The sequence below is a fragment of the Acidiplasma sp. MBA-1 genome, from assembly GCF_000949015.1.
Lineage (GTDB): Archaea > Thermoplasmatota > Thermoplasmata > Thermoplasmatales > Thermoplasmataceae > Acidiplasma > Acidiplasma aeolicum.
The window spans coordinates 210642-225859 of the sequence record NZ_JYHS01000003.1 but is presented as its reverse complement, the minus strand read 5'-3'; the positions used below and the strand labels follow the sequence as shown (position 1 = coordinate 225859).

Annotated in this window: 15 protein-coding genes and 2 tRNA genes; 10 read left to right on the top strand and 7 right to left on the bottom strand. The window is 30.7% G+C overall.

The features are described 5' to 3' along the window. Positions 1-1206 (bottom strand): homocitrate synthase family protein, encoded by a 1206-nt coding sequence (locus tag TZ01_RS06900; RefSeq protein WP_231563438.1) that lies wholly within the window; start codon positions 1204-1206, stop codon positions 1-3. A gap of 217 nt (positions 1207-1423) precedes the next feature. Between TZ01_RS06900 and TZ01_RS06895 the strand changes: the two genes are divergently transcribed. Beyond that, positions 1424-1496, top strand: a tRNA-Phe gene (locus TZ01_RS06895). Positions 1497-1532: 36 nt separating this feature from the next. On the opposite strand, the gene TZ01_RS06890 is transcribed toward TZ01_RS06895, so the two are convergent. From TZ01_RS06890 to TZ01_RS09215, 3 genes are read right to left on the bottom strand one after another with little or no spacing between them, the layout of a single operon-like run. Beyond that, the gene (locus TZ01_RS06890) at positions 1533-1796 is read right to left on the bottom strand and encodes a molybdopterin dinucleotide binding domain-containing protein (RefSeq protein ID WP_048102062.1); all 264 of its coding nucleotides are present in this window, start codon (positions 1794-1796) and stop codon (positions 1533-1535) included. After that, a complete protein-coding gene (locus tag TZ01_RS09220) occupies positions 1766-2203 on the bottom strand; it encodes a hypothetical protein (protein ID WP_052656823.1) in 438 nt (145 codons plus the stop codon). The genes TZ01_RS06890 and TZ01_RS09220 overlap by 31 nt, the downstream gene beginning before the upstream one ends. A gap of 49 nt (positions 2204-2252) precedes the next feature. After that, positions 2253-2738: a transposase gene (locus TZ01_RS09215; protein WP_082180469.1), complete on the bottom strand. Its 486-nt coding sequence runs from the start codon at positions 2736-2738 to the stop codon at positions 2253-2255. A 240-nt stretch (positions 2739-2978) separates the two neighbouring features. Between TZ01_RS09215 and TZ01_RS06880 the strand changes: the two genes are divergently transcribed. Continuing rightward, positions 2979-4079 carry an ATP-binding protein gene (locus TZ01_RS06880; protein ID WP_048102061.1) on the top strand — a complete coding sequence of 367 codons (1101 nt, stop codon included), beginning with the start codon at positions 2979-2981 and terminating at the stop codon, positions 4077-4079. 713 nt (positions 4080-4792) lie between these two features. On the opposite strand, the gene TZ01_RS06875 is transcribed toward TZ01_RS06880, so the two are convergent. Next, entirely contained in the window at positions 4793-5992 is a 1200-nt protein-coding gene (locus TZ01_RS06875; protein ID WP_048102060.1) for an MFS transporter, read from the bottom strand. A gap of 174 nt (positions 5993-6166) precedes the next feature. Here TZ01_RS06875 and TZ01_RS06870 point away from each other — a divergent pair, with 174 nt between their 5' ends. The 3 genes from TZ01_RS06870 to TZ01_RS06860 all read left to right on the top strand — a co-directional run bounded on the left by TZ01_RS06870 (position 6167) and on the right by TZ01_RS06860 (position 7967). Then, entirely contained in the window at positions 6167-6391 is a 225-nt protein-coding gene (locus tag TZ01_RS06870) for a hypothetical protein (protein ID WP_048102186.1), read from the top strand. A 132-nt stretch (positions 6392-6523) separates the two neighbouring features. Beyond that, positions 6524-7627, top strand: a complete 1104-nt coding sequence (gcvT, locus tag TZ01_RS06865; RefSeq protein WP_048102185.1) for a glycine cleavage system aminomethyltransferase GcvT — start codon at positions 6524-6526, stop codon at positions 7625-7627. A gap of 268 nt (positions 7628-7895) precedes the next feature. Continuing rightward, positions 7896-7967: transfer RNA gene (locus tag TZ01_RS06860), tRNA-Ala, on the top strand. 177 nt (positions 7968-8144) lie between these two features. Here TZ01_RS06860 and TZ01_RS06855 read toward each other — a convergent pair. Continuing rightward, a complete protein-coding gene (locus tag TZ01_RS06855; protein WP_048102059.1) occupies positions 8145-8579 on the bottom strand; it encodes a hypothetical protein in 435 nt (144 codons plus the stop codon). A 953-nt stretch (positions 8580-9532) separates the two neighbouring features. Between TZ01_RS06855 and TZ01_RS06850 the strand changes: the two genes are divergently transcribed. Beyond that, entirely contained in the window at positions 9533-10648 is a 1116-nt protein-coding gene (locus TZ01_RS06850; protein ID WP_048102184.1) for a radical SAM protein, read from the top strand. A gap of 1 nt (position 10649) precedes the next feature. Then, a complete protein-coding gene (locus tag TZ01_RS06845; protein ID WP_048102058.1) occupies positions 10650-11375 on the top strand; it encodes an MqnA/MqnD/SBP family protein in 726 nt (241 codons plus the stop codon). On the opposite strand, the gene mqnC is transcribed toward TZ01_RS06845, so the two are convergent. Further along, positions 11369-12460 (bottom strand): cyclic dehypoxanthinyl futalosine synthase, encoded by a 1092-nt coding sequence (gene mqnC, locus TZ01_RS06840; RefSeq protein ID WP_048102057.1) that lies wholly within the window; start codon positions 12458-12460, stop codon positions 11369-11371. The genes TZ01_RS06845 and mqnC overlap by 7 nt on opposite strands. A gap of 99 nt (positions 12461-12559) precedes the next feature. Here mqnC and TZ01_RS06835 point away from each other — a divergent pair, with 99 nt between their 5' ends. The 3 genes from TZ01_RS06835 to fni all read left to right on the top strand — a co-directional run bounded on the left by TZ01_RS06835 (position 12560) and on the right by fni (position 15216). Then, positions 12560-13372: an MqnA/MqnD/SBP family protein gene (locus tag TZ01_RS06835; protein WP_048102056.1), complete on the top strand. Its 813-nt coding sequence runs from the start codon at positions 12560-12562 to the stop codon at positions 13370-13372. 68 nt (positions 13373-13440) lie between these two features. Next, positions 13441-14172 (top strand): isopentenyl phosphate kinase, encoded by a 732-nt coding sequence (locus tag TZ01_RS06830; protein WP_048102055.1) that lies wholly within the window; start codon positions 13441-13443, stop codon positions 14170-14172. After that, positions 14173-15216 carry a type 2 isopentenyl-diphosphate Delta-isomerase gene (gene fni, locus TZ01_RS06825; RefSeq protein WP_048102054.1) on the top strand — a complete coding sequence of 348 codons (1044 nt, stop codon included), beginning with the start codon at positions 14173-14175 and terminating at the stop codon, positions 15214-15216. The last annotated feature ends 2 nt before the right edge of the window (positions 15217-15218 follow it).

Here is a 15218-nt window from a genome sequence, read left to right as displayed (position 1 = left end):
TTAATCACCCCTAATTTTTATAATATTTCTGGCAAGATTTATAACCCTGTCCTCATCAAATGCCTCCTTGCCATTGTATGATTTTATTTCTTCAAGTATGTATTTAACCTCATCCTCAGAACATTTTATTCCATTTTTGTTTAAAATCCATTCTATGGATGATCTGCCAGAATGCTTTCCAATAACTATTGTCCTCTGCCTGCCTACAAATTCTGGATTTATGGCCTCATAGGTTGCAGGAGAATTTATTATTCCATTCACGTGTATTCCTGCCTCATGCGAGAATGCATTTTCACCGACTATTGCCTTATTTTTTTGTATTTCCATGCCACTAAATCTTGATACTGCCTGGGATATATTATAAATCTTAGAAAAATCTATGTTTGTTTTTGCATTCATGAAGGCGGCTAATCCTGTTACTACTTCCTCAAGGGAGGCATTTCCTGCCCTCTCACCAATGCCATTTACTGTCACCTGCACCTGACTTGCACCACCCTCCACACCGAATATGGTGTTTGCCGTTGCAAGTCCAAAATCGTTATGGCAGTGGACGCTTACAGGTATATCTATATTTTGCTTGATCCTTGAAACAATATTTCTCATGGAAATTGGATTCATTATGCCCACAGTATCTGGTATGTTTACCTTATTGGCACCACTTACTTCTGCTGTTTTAAATGCTCTTATAAGAAAGTCCATATCAGTTCTGGTTGCATCCTCTGCAGAAAATTCAACATATAAACCGGCATCCTTTGCTATATTAATTGAATGTTCAATTTTTTTTAATGCTTCCTCCCTGGAAATCTTTAGTTTGTTTTTTAAATGAATATCTGACGTCGCTATAAATATATGTATATAATTAACACCTGAATTTATTGCAGAATATATGTCTCCATCGTTGCATCTTGCAAGGGCGCATATTTTTGCCCTGGTTGCTGTGGAGTTTACCGATTTTATTATGCTAAACTCCTCTGATGAAACAGCAGGGAATCCAGCCTCAATAATGTCAACACCCATATCTTCAAGCATGTATGCAATTTTATGTTTTTCTTCTGGAGAGAATTTAATGCCAGGGCTCTGCTCTCCATCCCTTAATGTGGTATCAAAAACGGTGATTTTCCTGCCAGTGCTGGAAAAACCTTCCCTGCTGTACATACCAATATTAAAAATCGCGTTAGAATCCATACTATCTATGTCATAGCCCATAAAAACACCACCTTAAAAATTAACTAATGTTTTAAGGTTAGTGTCCGCTCTGCAAACCCAAAAAGAACAACATGGTTGCAGCATTAGACACTTTACCAAACATTAGATGTGTATTATAATTATAATATATAAACATTTACATTGCAAAAAATATTGGCTATAAATGAAAACAAAAACCTTTTAATAAAAATAAGTCATACCTTTCTTACACTTTTAGGCCGTGATAGCTCAGTTGGGAGAGCGCCAGACTGAAGATCTGGAGGTCGCTGGTTCAATCCCGGCTCACGGCATTGTATTAACGGTTTAATGAGTTAAACAATTTTTCTTTATATACTCAAGAAATTTATATTCCATAAAGTTCCTTTTTTCATAGAATTTCTTTGCAGGCCCGTAGTTACAGTTATTCTATGGTTTATTTTTGGATTATGCATGTGTGCGAATACAACGCCTGGAAGAACATCCTCTGTAATTTTTGCCACCATGTCAATTTCACCAGTTTTTGATTTAAGCTTTACAATGTTTTCATATTCTATTCCAGGATTCTTTGCATCCACAGGGTTTATCCATAATTTTGGATTGCATTCCTGCATGCAGGATTGATATGGTGCTTTGCATAAATTATATTATTGTCATAATAATTCTTTAATGATTTTCTTAAAACAATAGGGGATGGTAATTCATTATTATTGGATTTTGCCATTGAATATGCACTTATTATAGCCCTATTTATTAAATCCCTCATATCATTTAGATATTTTAGAATGGTGTCACTTGGTTTGTATTCGAACACTATGGTTCTTTTATCACCGATAGATTTCCATAAATGAGTCATTCCTTTACAGCCTCCAATATATCCTTTATCCTTCATTTTCTGTGATCTTAATCCATATAATTTGGATGAGAATAATGTTATTATTGTTATCAAATCATTTTTTAATTCCTCATTGGCTGATAATATCTCTTCTCCATCTGTTTCTATTATTTTTGTATTATGCATCCTGCATATATTCTCTATTAAATCAAAGCCAAACCTTGCCAGTCTGTCCTTATGTGTAATATATATTGTTTATCCTATTGTCCTCTATCATATTTAATAATTCAATGAATCCCTTTCTGTTGAATTTTAATCCGGATTTAATATCACTGAATATTTGTGCATTTGGGTATAATGATTTTAATCTGTTTATTTGATTATATAAATCATTCTTATTATTGGATGATACACGTGCATATATTGCATCTATTCTATTATTTTTTATTCCCAAGTCTGTCTTCTTGTAATTATTATATATTTCAGGAACCTTTGCAGGATTAATCAGATGTATCTTATAGTTTAGTTTTAATAATTCCCTGGAAAGATACTTACCGGATGTTGATGATTCTATTACAATATCATGATCCTTATAAACTGATAAAAACTCATTAACTATCTCCATATTATTTTCCATATTTTTCTGGGAAATAATAGTACCATTATCCTCCATTACCGTAGCATATACGGAACGTTTATGTACATCCAAGCCTATAACCATTTAATCACCTCTAATGATTCTGTGAGATTCAGAATCGAAGACTCGACAAACTCCTATTCACCTTATAATTATAAGGTATGAAATCGAGTCGAAGGGCGGCTATTCTTACTAACGGCCTCAAGGGTCAAGTTGCATAACAACCGCCTCCGATTCTCACTATATTTAGATAAAAATAATTTAATACATTTTAATGAACTTTAAATAATAGGGAGTATTACTTAATAATAGGGGGTATTACTAATGCTATTTAACATAAAACCAAAAGATAATATTAAAGACCTTTTCGGTAGAGAAAAGGAAATATTATTACTAAAAAGATGTGTTACAGAACCGTTAACAGTAATATACGGAATTAGAAGAACAGGAAAAACTAGCCTGTTAAAAAGTGTATTAAATTCTCTTGAAATACCATACATAATAATAGATATAAGGGAATTATTCAACGAATCCGGAACTATCAGAGAAAATGAAATATCTTTAAAAATATTGCATGAATTAAAAAAGGATATAGGGATTTCTCAAAAACTGAGATTTTTGATTTCTGATATTTTATCCAAAATAAATGGTATTGAAATAAATCATTTAAAAATAGATATAGACGCATCCAAAAAATATCAATTAAATAATATTCTTGAGGTAATTAATGAAATCTCAGAAAAGAATAATGATGTATTCATCCTGGCTATAGATGAGGCACAGTATCTAAAATACAGTGGAAAAAGATATAACAATATACTGGCATGGGCATATGATAATTTGAAAAATATACATATAATAATAACAGGAAGTGAAATTGGAATTTTAGAGGAGTTTATTGATATAGATAATACTGAAAGTCCGCTATTTGGAAGAATGATAAATGAAATTAAAATTGGGCATTTCGATAATGAAACGTCCTACAATTTCTTAAAATCCGGCTTTGAAGAGGCTAAAATAAAGGTAAATGACAATGATATAAATTCTGCCATAGATATTCTGGACGGAATCGCGGGATGGCTGACATACTACGGATATAACCGGGCTATTCGAAAATTAAATAATTACGATTCAATAAATAATGTCATAGAATATAGCAAAAGGTTAATAGATAGCGAGATAAATAAATTAATCAATAATTCTAAGGACAGGTATATGGCTATAATGGAGTCAATAGCAGCAGGATTAAACAACTGGTCTGCAATAAAAGCATATGTTACAACAAAAACTGGTTACATATCCTCAACGATTTTAAACAATCACATAACAAAGCTTCTAAAATATGGATTTATAAAAAAATCTGAAAATAAATATTATATTGAAGACCCGTTAATTAAATTAAAATTTATTAACAAAAATAGATAAAGGAAATATTACAGAGGTTTTTAAAAAAATATTATTATAAGAGGTTGATAATAAATATATCGTGAAATGGAAAAATTTTTGTTTAAGAATCACCATCCAACATCAATTGATATACTCTTCATCTGTAAGCATTATATTATATAAGACATGATTTTACATAATTTTTATGTCATATATGACATAAAATATAAAGATTAAATAATGATAAAACCCGTGACCATAAATTGCAGTAAATAAAATTATCATAATTACATGAAATTTATATAAAAATAGGATGATCATTAACATTATATCTAAAGCATTGAGCACAGTCTCAATGGAAATAAAAAATAATATAAACACAATATGATCCGTAAAAGCACTGATAAAAATATTTCAGATAATATTGTGTATAATATTAAAAATTATAAATCAATAGATGGGTATTATATATGATAAATATAAATCAGAATTTATGTATAGGTATGCTCACATCTGGAAACTGGATGACGCTATTATTCCTCTAGTCCGGGATTTTCAGGGAAAAGCAATTTTATGGCCTTAGCTTTATGTCCGCAATCTTTATCTAATCGATAAACCATTATTTTGTTCATTCATTTTCAGGTATTTTTATACAGTCTTATATACATAGGGCCGGAGACCCCTATCTAGGGATATACATCCATAATGATTTATTGTCTGGAATGGTATTAAACCTTTAGGCTCATTTCGGCCTACGGCGCTTTATGGGCTTTATACAGGATTAATGTAATTATTAATGCTGTTAAATTTAAGAGAATTATTATAAATATAACATGATTAAGATTTAACAGCAATTTTGAGCCTATACCAAGACCAATTGCATTTGTTACTATTCCCTGTAATGACCTTATTCCTGATCCTGTTATTCTGTCATTTTTATTTAAGGAATTCATTGTATATGCGGTATTTGATGTTGTTGCAATTCCTGTGGAAGTTCCAAGAAATATTTCAGGAATTATAAAATTAAAAAATAATAATAATGAGAATAAGCTCATTGATAAAAATCCAATAGATGCTATTTTTAATCCGTATTTATCATGCAATTTTCCGGAAACAAAGGATGTAAAAGTGAAAAATATAGGATATATTAAAACAAGCAAACCTATGATTAATGGTGTGTAATTTAATGAATACAATAAAAATACAAAATATGCTGCAAGCATATTTCTTGTTATTGAATGCAAAAATCCTGAAAATGATGATAATGCAAATTTCTTATTTAATCTAATTTTAAATGAAAATATTAAACCTATCACTGCAATAATTATAAATGGAATATAATATATTGATAATATTAACCCAGAAAATAATAATGTAATATAAAATGATGATTTTCCTATTTCGGATTTTCCCCTTATTTCATCTATATTTATTATTAATATAATGGATAACAATGATAAAAATGCTGTAAATAGGAATAGATATTTATAATTTATAGATGCCATCAGGCCGCCTAATGGAAGTCCAATAACATATCCAAGACTTATTATTGTATGGTTTAATCCTATTGATTTCCCCCTGTTTACATCAGGGCTCATTAAGGATGCATATGATAATGATGTTAGTATTACCATTGACCCCCCAAGTCCCTGAAAAGCCCTTAATAATAGCATTACAATAAAATTATTTGAAAGAAAAATTAATATTGATGCCATTAGCATTATAAATGAACCTATTATCATTATTTTTTTAATTCCATATTTATCTGCTATTAATGAAAAGGGAACAACAAATAATGTTTCTATTATTACAAATATTATTATTAATAATGTTGATTCTGAATATGATACACCAAATTCTTTTGATATTTCAGGTATTGCAAGCAAAATCATTGTTGCCTCCAATGCAGCAGTGAATCCAGGTAATGATGTAAAAGCAATATTTTTATTCATTTTAATCTTAAAATGGCGTTTAAATATAAATTTTTTTTAAGAATTTATGTTTCTCTATTTTGCAATATATCGCAATATAAAATTTCACATTGATTATATAGATTCATTGATACATTTATATTTATCTTTTTATTTCAAAAACTTTTTATGCAACTTTTATATATTAAAAATGAAATGGTTAATCGTGAAAAAATTTTCAATATGACAGGTATATACATTATCGTTGGAATAATACTAATTTTAATCGGTGGAGTTTTTTATTTGTTTTGGGGAATAAGATATGATGGCTGGGGAGATGTTGGCCTAATTTCCTTTGTTTCACCTGTAATAGCATTTGGACTTTTAACAATCTGGCTTGGGGAAATAAAAGGTAAACAGACCCAGATAGTTAAAAAATAATTTTTTTAAATTATCTAAAGTTTAAATCCATCCTTAATATTACATTATTATGAGGTATTGTTTGATTAATGCATATTTTTTATACAATAGTCAGCAAAAAAGATGTTTAAGGGGGAGGGGGGTGCATTTCCGATGGAACTAAAAAAGGGTATACCCCTAAGAACAGCACTTTATAATGAACACTTAAAATTAAATGCAAGAATGACAAATTTTCATGGATGGGAAATGCCTCTTGAATATACAAAAATAGTCGAGGAGCACATGGCTGTAAGAAGAAACGTTGGGATATTTGATGTATCACATATGGGCGATGTTATTATAGAGGGAAATGATGCTAACAAATTTGTTGATTATATATTTCCAACAAAAATTTCAGATTTAAATATTGGTGAATGCACATACACCGCTTTTTTGGATACAGATGGGAAAATGATAGATGATACAATAATATATAAATTATGGGATGATAAATACTTTTTAATACCAAATGCAGCAAATATAGAGAGAATTATAAACTGGTTAAATAAAAATTCCACAGGTTATAGCATTAAAATAATCAACCATTCTGATGAAATATCACATATAGCAGTTCAGGGTCCAAAAACGCCGGAAGTTTTAGGGGAAATGAAAATAGAAATGCCAGAAAACTTTCATTTTTTATTAAATAATATACAATTTTTAAATCCGTTATTAAATGAAAATTTTATGATGGTTTCAGGTACAGGTTATACAGGAGAGAGGGGCGTTGAACTGATAATACCGAATGAAATTGCACCTTCATTATGGGAAAAGCTGCTTGATATAATAAAAAATTATGATGGCAGACCGTGTGGGCTGGGTGCAAGGGATACATTAAGGATGGAAAAGGGAATGCTTTTATCAGGCCAGGATTTTAATGAGGATAAAACTCCTTACGAGGCGTCAGTATCATTTATTGTAAATTTAAACCATGAATTTATAGGAAGGGAAAAATTAATTGAAAACAAAAATAATTTTAAAATTATATTCAGAGGATTTATACTTGAAAATAAGAATATACCAAGACCAGGATTTAAAATATATCATAATGATGATGAAATAGGTTACATTACAAGCGGGTCAGTATCACCAATACTTAACACTGGAATTGGCCTGGGCTATATTAATAAAGATTTTATGAAAAGCAATGAACCAGTTTACATAAAAATTAGGGATAAATATGTAAAAGCACAGATATCAAAACCAAAACTTTTTTAATTTTTTATTTTTTGATTTTTACGAAAGGTAATGATGTTAATATAATTATTAATAAATTTTTCGTATATTATATATAATAATATATAGTTATATATAATTTAATGACTTTATATTTATTTTTATATCTAATGGTATCATATACCTTTTTTTAGTTCCATCGGAAATGCACCCCCCTCCCCCTTCATATAACATTATAATAAATAGAGAATGCATGGAAGACGAAAGATTTAATAATTTTATTAAAATCCAGTGTATTATAATTATAACTGGGCCGATAGATCAGCGGTAGATCGCCTGCTTTGCAAGCAGGAGGGCTCGGGTTCAAATCCCGATCGGTCCATTCTTAAGTTTTTACTTAAAAATATAAAATAAATATCCGTTTAATTCAAAAACTTCTGCGCATGAAAGATTAACTATAAATGAAAAACAAAATTTAACCATATTTTTAAAAAAATCCTCATTAGATAACTTACCAACCCGATTATATAATGTAAATTAGTCAAATGAACGGTATTTATCAATGATGCTGGTCCATTATGTAGGTTCTTCCAGAAGATCTGGAAATAAATCCCAGCCAGATCATATAAACTATATAAGCTATGAGTGAAATTGCGAAACCGTAGATGAACACATCAGAACTTATGTTTTTAGAGGCCACATAATAAAGCACAATTGTTACAATAACCAACGCAACCAAACCCGCAAATGCCTCTGAGAGGAATGAGGAAAGAGGCATGTCAATAATCAGCGGCAAACCTTCCTCCTCACCCTTTTTTAAGAGAAAACTCTGTTTAGTCTTGCAATTTGGACAGATGAACACCCAATTTGATCCAACCCTTACCGCACTTACTGAACCCCATTTGGAATGCCTAAAATTGAATCTGTAATGGCAATTGGGACATTCAGTGTGTGATGTAACCCATGACTTATAATCCCTAATTTTTTTAGCCATAATCTTCTCCCAATATCAATGGTTTTATAATCTAGAGACATTAATAAATATTCTGTTTATTGATAGTTCATAAAAGGTATAATCTGGACGGTTCATGCAATTATTGTTCATTGAATTCCATGAGAAACTATGAGCCAGGGCAAGCCAATTACCTCAAAGATCAAATCTATAATAGGAATACAAAATAAATGTAATTATCCACGATGAATTACATACATCCAAAGGCTCATTTATTGATAATTAAACTATGGAAAAGCATGAAGTGTATTTAGGCAGTAGAATCAAAAGGGCAATCTTTAGATCATTAAACGGTATATTAATACATACAGAGTTACATGTATCATATAATAAAAAAGCAATACCTGAATCATTTCGCAGACTCGAGGGTACTGGCTTGTAACCAGGAAGTTTAAGCATCAAAGATATGATAACCTCTAAAGGTGTTTGTTAACATGGTTAACAAAAACCATAACCTAATTTTTCAAACATTATGAGGTGCCTATCAAGATATTAAATGAATTTAATCTTCTGGAGGTTAATTTTTTTATGCTTGAAGGCAAAATGGTTGGTGTGCAATTGTAACCCTTGCTGGTAAATCAAGATATTGAATATATAATATTTTTTTAAATTCAACAAATAACACACTAAAAAAGATCTTAAGCAATATATTAAGTATTGTATAATAAATTTAGAATAAAAATACTCATAGAAAATAGTTACAAAAAATAACAAATATCTTTAAAAAAATGTCCAAATCATTAATAGTATAACTTATAAAAATAAAAAATTTTTACAATGTTAATCATTTTTAGGCAATAAATTATAATTCTAGGCAATTAAAACTTTTATTTCTTTTTATTCCATTTAAATTATTTTTAAAGTATTTGTAATAAACATAACAAATGAATAATTTAATAGTTAAGTATTTATTTCTTTTAGATATACAATTTTATATGATGAAATATGAGGAAGAATACTGGATAGATTATATTAAAAACAATGAGTTAAATAAAAAAGAAGCCTCTGAACTTTTAAATCTTGATATATATTCCCTGATGAAAATTGGAGATTCATTGAGATCATTTGATACAGGTGATACTGTATCATATGCAGTATCGTATAATATAAACTATACAAATTATTGTACTGCATCATGCCCAATATGCGCATTTTATACACCATATAAGATTAAAAAATATGAAATTAATAAACCAAATAAAAAGGGATATGAGCTCTCTCTTGACGATATTAAAAAAGATATAGAAAAGGCAAAGGCTCTTAACGTTACAGAAATACATATAGTTGGAGGATTTAATCCAGATTTATCAATAGAATATTACGAATCGCTTTTTAAGGAGGTTAAAAAATACCTTCCTGATGTTACCCTAAAGGCATTTACCATTCCGGAAATTGATTTTATATCAAGAACCCATGGTGTATCAATTAAGGACCTTATTCAAAGGTTAAAGGAGGCTGGAATGGATGCGCATACAGGCGGTGGGGCGGAAATTTTTAACGAAAATGTCAGAAAATTAATAACCACACCTGAAAAGATATCCGGTGAGAAATGGCTGGAGGATGCAAAATTAATACACAGCCTTGGAATTTACGGAAATTCCACAATGACATACGGGCATCTTGAAAATTTTGATGATATTATAGATCATATGATAAGGTTAAGAGATAATCAGATTGACACACCCGGATTTCTATCATTTATACCATTGAAATTTAGCATTGAAAACACACCATTATACAAAATGGGGAAGGTTAGGTATCCATCTTCTGGCGATAAGGATATTAAGGTTTATGCACTTGCACGTGCAATTCTTGGCAAGTCGATACGGAATATAAGCGTTTACTGGGTGGCCCTTGGAAAGGAAATGGCACAAATTGCACTTTTGTCTGGTGGAAGTGATCTGGTGGGCACCGCATTTAGTGAAAAGGTCTTCGGTGCCACAAACAGGAAAACATCAACATCCATTGAAGAATTAAACCATCTTATTAATGAAATAGGCAGGATTCCGGCTCTTAGGGATACATTTTATAACTTAAAGGAGTACTACTGAAATGTATGGAATAATAAATTTAATTCACTCAGACCCTTTATTTTATGCACTTAATAATAAGATTGAAATTAAAAGGGATACTGCGTTTAATATTTTAGGGATGATAGAAAAAGACGAACTTGATGCCGGCATGGTATCACTGGTTCAATTTTTAAATTCTGATCTAAAATTAATCGAGACCGCAAACATACACACATTATCAAATACAATGTCAACACTTTTAATATCCAGAAATAAACACATAGAAAATAATATTGAAATAGCTGTTACATCCTTAACGGCAACAACATCGTTTTATCTAAGCCTAATTTTAAATAAAATGGGAATAAAATATGAACTTATTAAATCAAAATATACTGATGCCCAAAATCTTTTGAATAATAATGATTATGCACTGGTAATTGGTGATGACGCACTCCTTGCATATAAATCAAATTATAATATAATTTTTGATATAGGTTATGAGTTTTCAAGGCTTTTCAATTTAATGCCGGTATATGCAGTAACAGCCTCAAAAAGGGACTTTGACCATAAAATCATTGATAATGCAATTGCTGAATCAAAAAATTATGTGGAAAAATCAATAATAAAAAACCAGACAAAGGTTAAAAAAGAGATTCTAAAATTCTATTATAACACAATAAAATATGATTATAACTTTGAGGTTAATGAAACGGTAAATTTTTTAAAAAACATTATTTTAAAAAATGAATATATAAATCAATAAATTTTTACTGTTCTGTAAAGATTATCACGTTCCACTGGAACCATACCAAGCTGTTTAATTGAATTTATTATCATCTCACTTCTTAAATTTCCTACATTTTTTCCTGTAGCAGGTATCACCTTTTCATCGTATATGGTTCCTCCCCAGTCATTGGCACCAAATAATATTGCCATCTGCGCCATGTTTATCCCATTTGTTAACCAGGAACTTTGAATAACAGGCAGATAATTGTTAAATACTATCCTTGATATTGCTATATTCCTGAGAACATCAGCACCACCTGACCTGTATTTTATTTGGTTTCCAAGCTCTGTGTTTCCCGGCTCAAAATTCCATGGTGTAAATGATAAAAAGCCATGATATTTCTTTTGTAAATTAAGTATTGATAATAAATGATTTGCCTTATCCTCAGACGTTTCAATATGCCCAAACATCATGGTGGCAGAGGTTTTTATCCCCAGTTTATGCGCAACCTCCATAATTTCAAGCCATTCCTTTCCACTATTTTTGGGCCTTCCCATCCTGATCCTGACATTATCATCAAGTATTTCCGCTCCTGCCCCGGGTATTGTTTCAAGTCCACTATCTCTCAATTTTATTAACAGATCCCCCACACTTATATGGGATTTAATTGATATAAAATGAAGTTCCGCTGTTGAAAGTCCATGTATGCCGATTTCCGGGAATTCCCTTTTTATTCTTGAAAATAATGATGTATAATAATCAAGATTTAAATGCGGGTTAACACCGCCCTGAATAAGCAGCTGCCTTATTCCATATGGCCTGTATTTTCCTATTTCATTAATTACCTCATCCTCTGATAAAGTGTATTTATCATTATCCGAATCTGTTCTGTAAAATGCACAGAATTTACATCTTACATTGCATATATTTGTATAATTTAATATTAAATTTGAAACAAAAGAAACCCTGTTTCCAGAAATTTTATCGGTTATTTTCCTTGCCATTTTTCCAAGATCCCTTAGATCAGCCTCATCATACATGTATATTATATTATTAATATCAGGGTCCTCACCGTTATCAACCTTTTTTTCTATAGATTCAAGCTTATTAAATGAAAGCATGAGATTAACATTATTATTTTTTATAAATAGTTTATTGCTATTAAATATTTATTAATAAATCAATAAATAGTTTTTTTAAGAATGATACAATAACAATACATGGAAATGATAATTGCGCATACTCCAGATCCCGATGATGCTTTTATGTTTTATGCAATGTTTGAGCATAAAATAAAGACATCATTTGAATACAGGCAGGTTGTTAAGGACATAGAGACATTAAACAAGGAGGCTATTAACAATCTTTATGATGTTACAGCAATATCCGCAAATGGATATATAAGGGTATCAGATAAATATGATCTTACCGCCTCTGGTGCAAGCTTTGGAATAAACTATGGTCCAATAGTGGTTGCAAAGAAGCAAATAGATCTAAAGAATGCAGTAATAGGCCAGCCCGGAACATATACTTCTTCATTTATGCTGTACAGAATGTTCAACGATTCCAGGGAATATAAGGAAATAAGATTTGACCAGATTACCAATGAAATATTAAAAGGTACAATAGATGCAGGGATACTTATACATGATGAACAGCTTAAATTCCAGGACAAGGGTTTAATTAAAATTCTTGATCTTTATGATCAGTGGAAGGCATATGCCGGTGATCTTCCTGTGCCCCTGGGATTTAATGCTATTAGAAAATCACTATCTTTGGAGGATAAACTAAAATACAGGGAGGACTTCGAAAACTCAATAAAATATGCATTTGATCATGAGGATGATGCTGTTAAATACGCCATGAAATATTCCAGATATAATGACTTTGAGCTGGAAAGAAAATTTATTAAAATGTATGTGAACGAACTATCCATAGACTTTGGTGAGAGAGGAAAGAAGGCACTTGAAATGTACTATAAAAAGGCAGCAGAAAGAAAGCTCATAAGTCCATTCACACCTGTAATAGTTTAAAATTTTTAAAATTCAATTATAATAAACAATTTAATAATGTTTAATAAATTATTATCAATTTAGCTTGTATGATAATATTAAAGCTTGGTGGCAGTATAATTACAGACAAAAAAACATACAGAAAATTTGAGGAGGATAGGACAAGAAAAATTATTGCTGAAATATCCAAAATTAAAGATAAATTTATTATTATACATGGAGGCGGATCTTTTGGCCACATAATGGCCAAGGAATATAACATACCGGGCAGGCTTAATAAAAGGTCATTATATTACATGAGCCTTATACATTATGATATGTCAGATCTCAATATGAGGGTTTCAAAAATTCTTTCAGAGTACGGCATGGGAAATATACCGGTGCCACCATCAACATATATTTATGGCAAAAAAAAGAATTATGACATCTTTAGGTATTATGTAAAAAATAATATTATGCCTGTGAGTTATGGAGATGTTTACATAAAAAATAGAAATTACATTGGCATATATTCTGGAGATGATATAATTTATGATCTATCAAGAATATTCATGCCGGAAAAGGTTATATTTTTTAGTGATGTTGATGGTATATTTGATAAAAATCCAAAAATACATAAGGATGCAAAACTGCTAAAAACAGTGAATAAAGATTTTAATTTTGAAAATGATTCAATAGATGTTACTGGTGGAATTATTAATAAGTACAATTCAATGGTTAAAATTTCAAAACTTGGCATAAAAGTTTATTTAATAAATGGATTATATCCAGAGAGAATAAAAGATATAGGAAAAGATAATTTTTATGGAACGGTGGTATAATTGATTGAAAATAGAAAGGAGGAACACATAAACATAGCAGAAAACGAAAATGTAACTTCCGAGCATAATTACTGGGATGATATAAGAATAATACACAGGGCATTGCCGGAAATAAATTATGATGAAATAGATACCAGGGTAAGGTTTTTAAACTCGGATTTTGCATATCCATTTATAATATCTTCCATGACAGGCGGTACTGAAAAGGCAAAAAAAATAAACGGGAACCTTGCAAGGGCCGCAGAGGAATTTAATATTGGCATGGGCGTAGGTAGCATGCGGGCTGTTATAGAGAATAGAAATCTGGAGGATACATTTTCTGTAATAAATGATTATAAAATACCCGCAAAGTTTGCAAATATTGGTGCACCACAGTTAATAGACCAATCATCAAGGGCGCTTACATCAAGGGATATAGACTATATTTTTAACTTAATAAACGCAAGCTATTTGATTGTTCATTTTAATTTTCTACAGGAAATGGTTCAGCCCGAGGGAGATAGAAACGCAAGAGGCGTTATCAATAGAATTAAGGAGCTTGCAGGGTCTTATCCTGTTATTGCCAAGGAGACCGGAAATGGATTTTCCCATGAGGATGCACTGGCCCTGAAGGATGCAGGTGTTAAGGCCATTGATGTTGGAGGTCTTGGTGGGACCTCATTCGCGGCAATAGAATATTACCGCGCATTAAAAATAAAGGACGAGGAAAAAATGCACTCTGGAAAGACATTCTGGAACTGGGGCATACCATCGCCAGCATCAATTAAATACTGTAATGTGGGTTTACCAATTATCGGTAGTGGTGGCCTCAGAAACGGACAGGATATAGCAAAATCAATAATTATGGGCGCCACAATGGCTGGCATGGCCAGAAATTTCCTGAAGGACGCAGATACATCATATGATGAATTGAAAAATCATATAAATAATATAATCAGGGACATAAAAATAACAATGTTTCTTACATCATCGCCCAATATTGAATCATTAAAAAAGGCAAAGTTTATATTATTAGAACCTTTATTATCATGGTTTGAGGTGTAAAT

Bases quoted from the DNA above. Each gene is read 5' to 3' on its own strand.
- TZ01_RS06900 (WP_231563438.1), bottom strand. From the start codon at position 1,206: ATGGGCTATGACATAGATAGTATGGATTCTAACGCGATTTTTAATATT.
- TZ01_RS06890 (WP_048102062.1), bottom strand. From the start codon at position 1,796: ATGCAGGAATGCAATCCAAAATTATGGATAAACCCTGTGGATGCAAAG.
- TZ01_RS09220 (WP_052656823.1), bottom strand. From the start codon at position 2,203: ATGCATAATACAAAAATAATAGAAACAGATGGAGAAGAGATATTATCA.
- TZ01_RS09215 (WP_082180469.1), bottom strand. From the start codon at position 2,738: ATGGTTATAGGCTTGGATGTACATAAACGTTCCGTATATGCTACGGTA.
- TZ01_RS06880 (WP_048102061.1), top strand. From the start codon at position 2,979: ATGCTATTTAACATAAAACCAAAAGATAATATTAAAGACCTTTTCGGT.
- TZ01_RS06875 (WP_048102060.1), bottom strand. From the start codon at position 5,992: ATGAATAAAAATATTGCTTTTACATCATTACCTGGATTCACTGCTGCA.
- TZ01_RS06870 (WP_048102186.1), top strand. From the start codon at position 6,167: ATGGTTAATCGTGAAAAAATTTTCAATATGACAGGTATATACATTATC.
- gcvT (WP_048102185.1), top strand. From the start codon at position 6,524: ATGGAACTAAAAAAGGGTATACCCCTAAGAACAGCACTTTATAATGAA.
- TZ01_RS06855 (WP_048102059.1), bottom strand. From the start codon at position 8,579: ATGGCTAAAAAAATTAGGGATTATAAGTCATGGGTTACATCACACACT.
- TZ01_RS06850 (WP_048102184.1), top strand. From the start codon at position 9,533: ATGATGAAATATGAGGAAGAATACTGGATAGATTATATTAAAAACAAT.
- TZ01_RS06845 (WP_048102058.1), top strand. From the start codon at position 10,650: ATGTATGGAATAATAAATTTAATTCACTCAGACCCTTTATTTTATGCA.
- mqnC (WP_048102057.1), bottom strand. From the start codon at position 12,460: ATGCTTTCATTTAATAAGCTTGAATCTATAGAAAAAAAGGTTGATAAC.
- TZ01_RS06835 (WP_048102056.1), top strand. From the start codon at position 12,560: ATGGAAATGATAATTGCGCATACTCCAGATCCCGATGATGCTTTTATG.
- TZ01_RS06830 (WP_048102055.1), top strand. From the start codon at position 13,441: ATGATAATATTAAAGCTTGGTGGCAGTATAATTACAGACAAAAAAACA.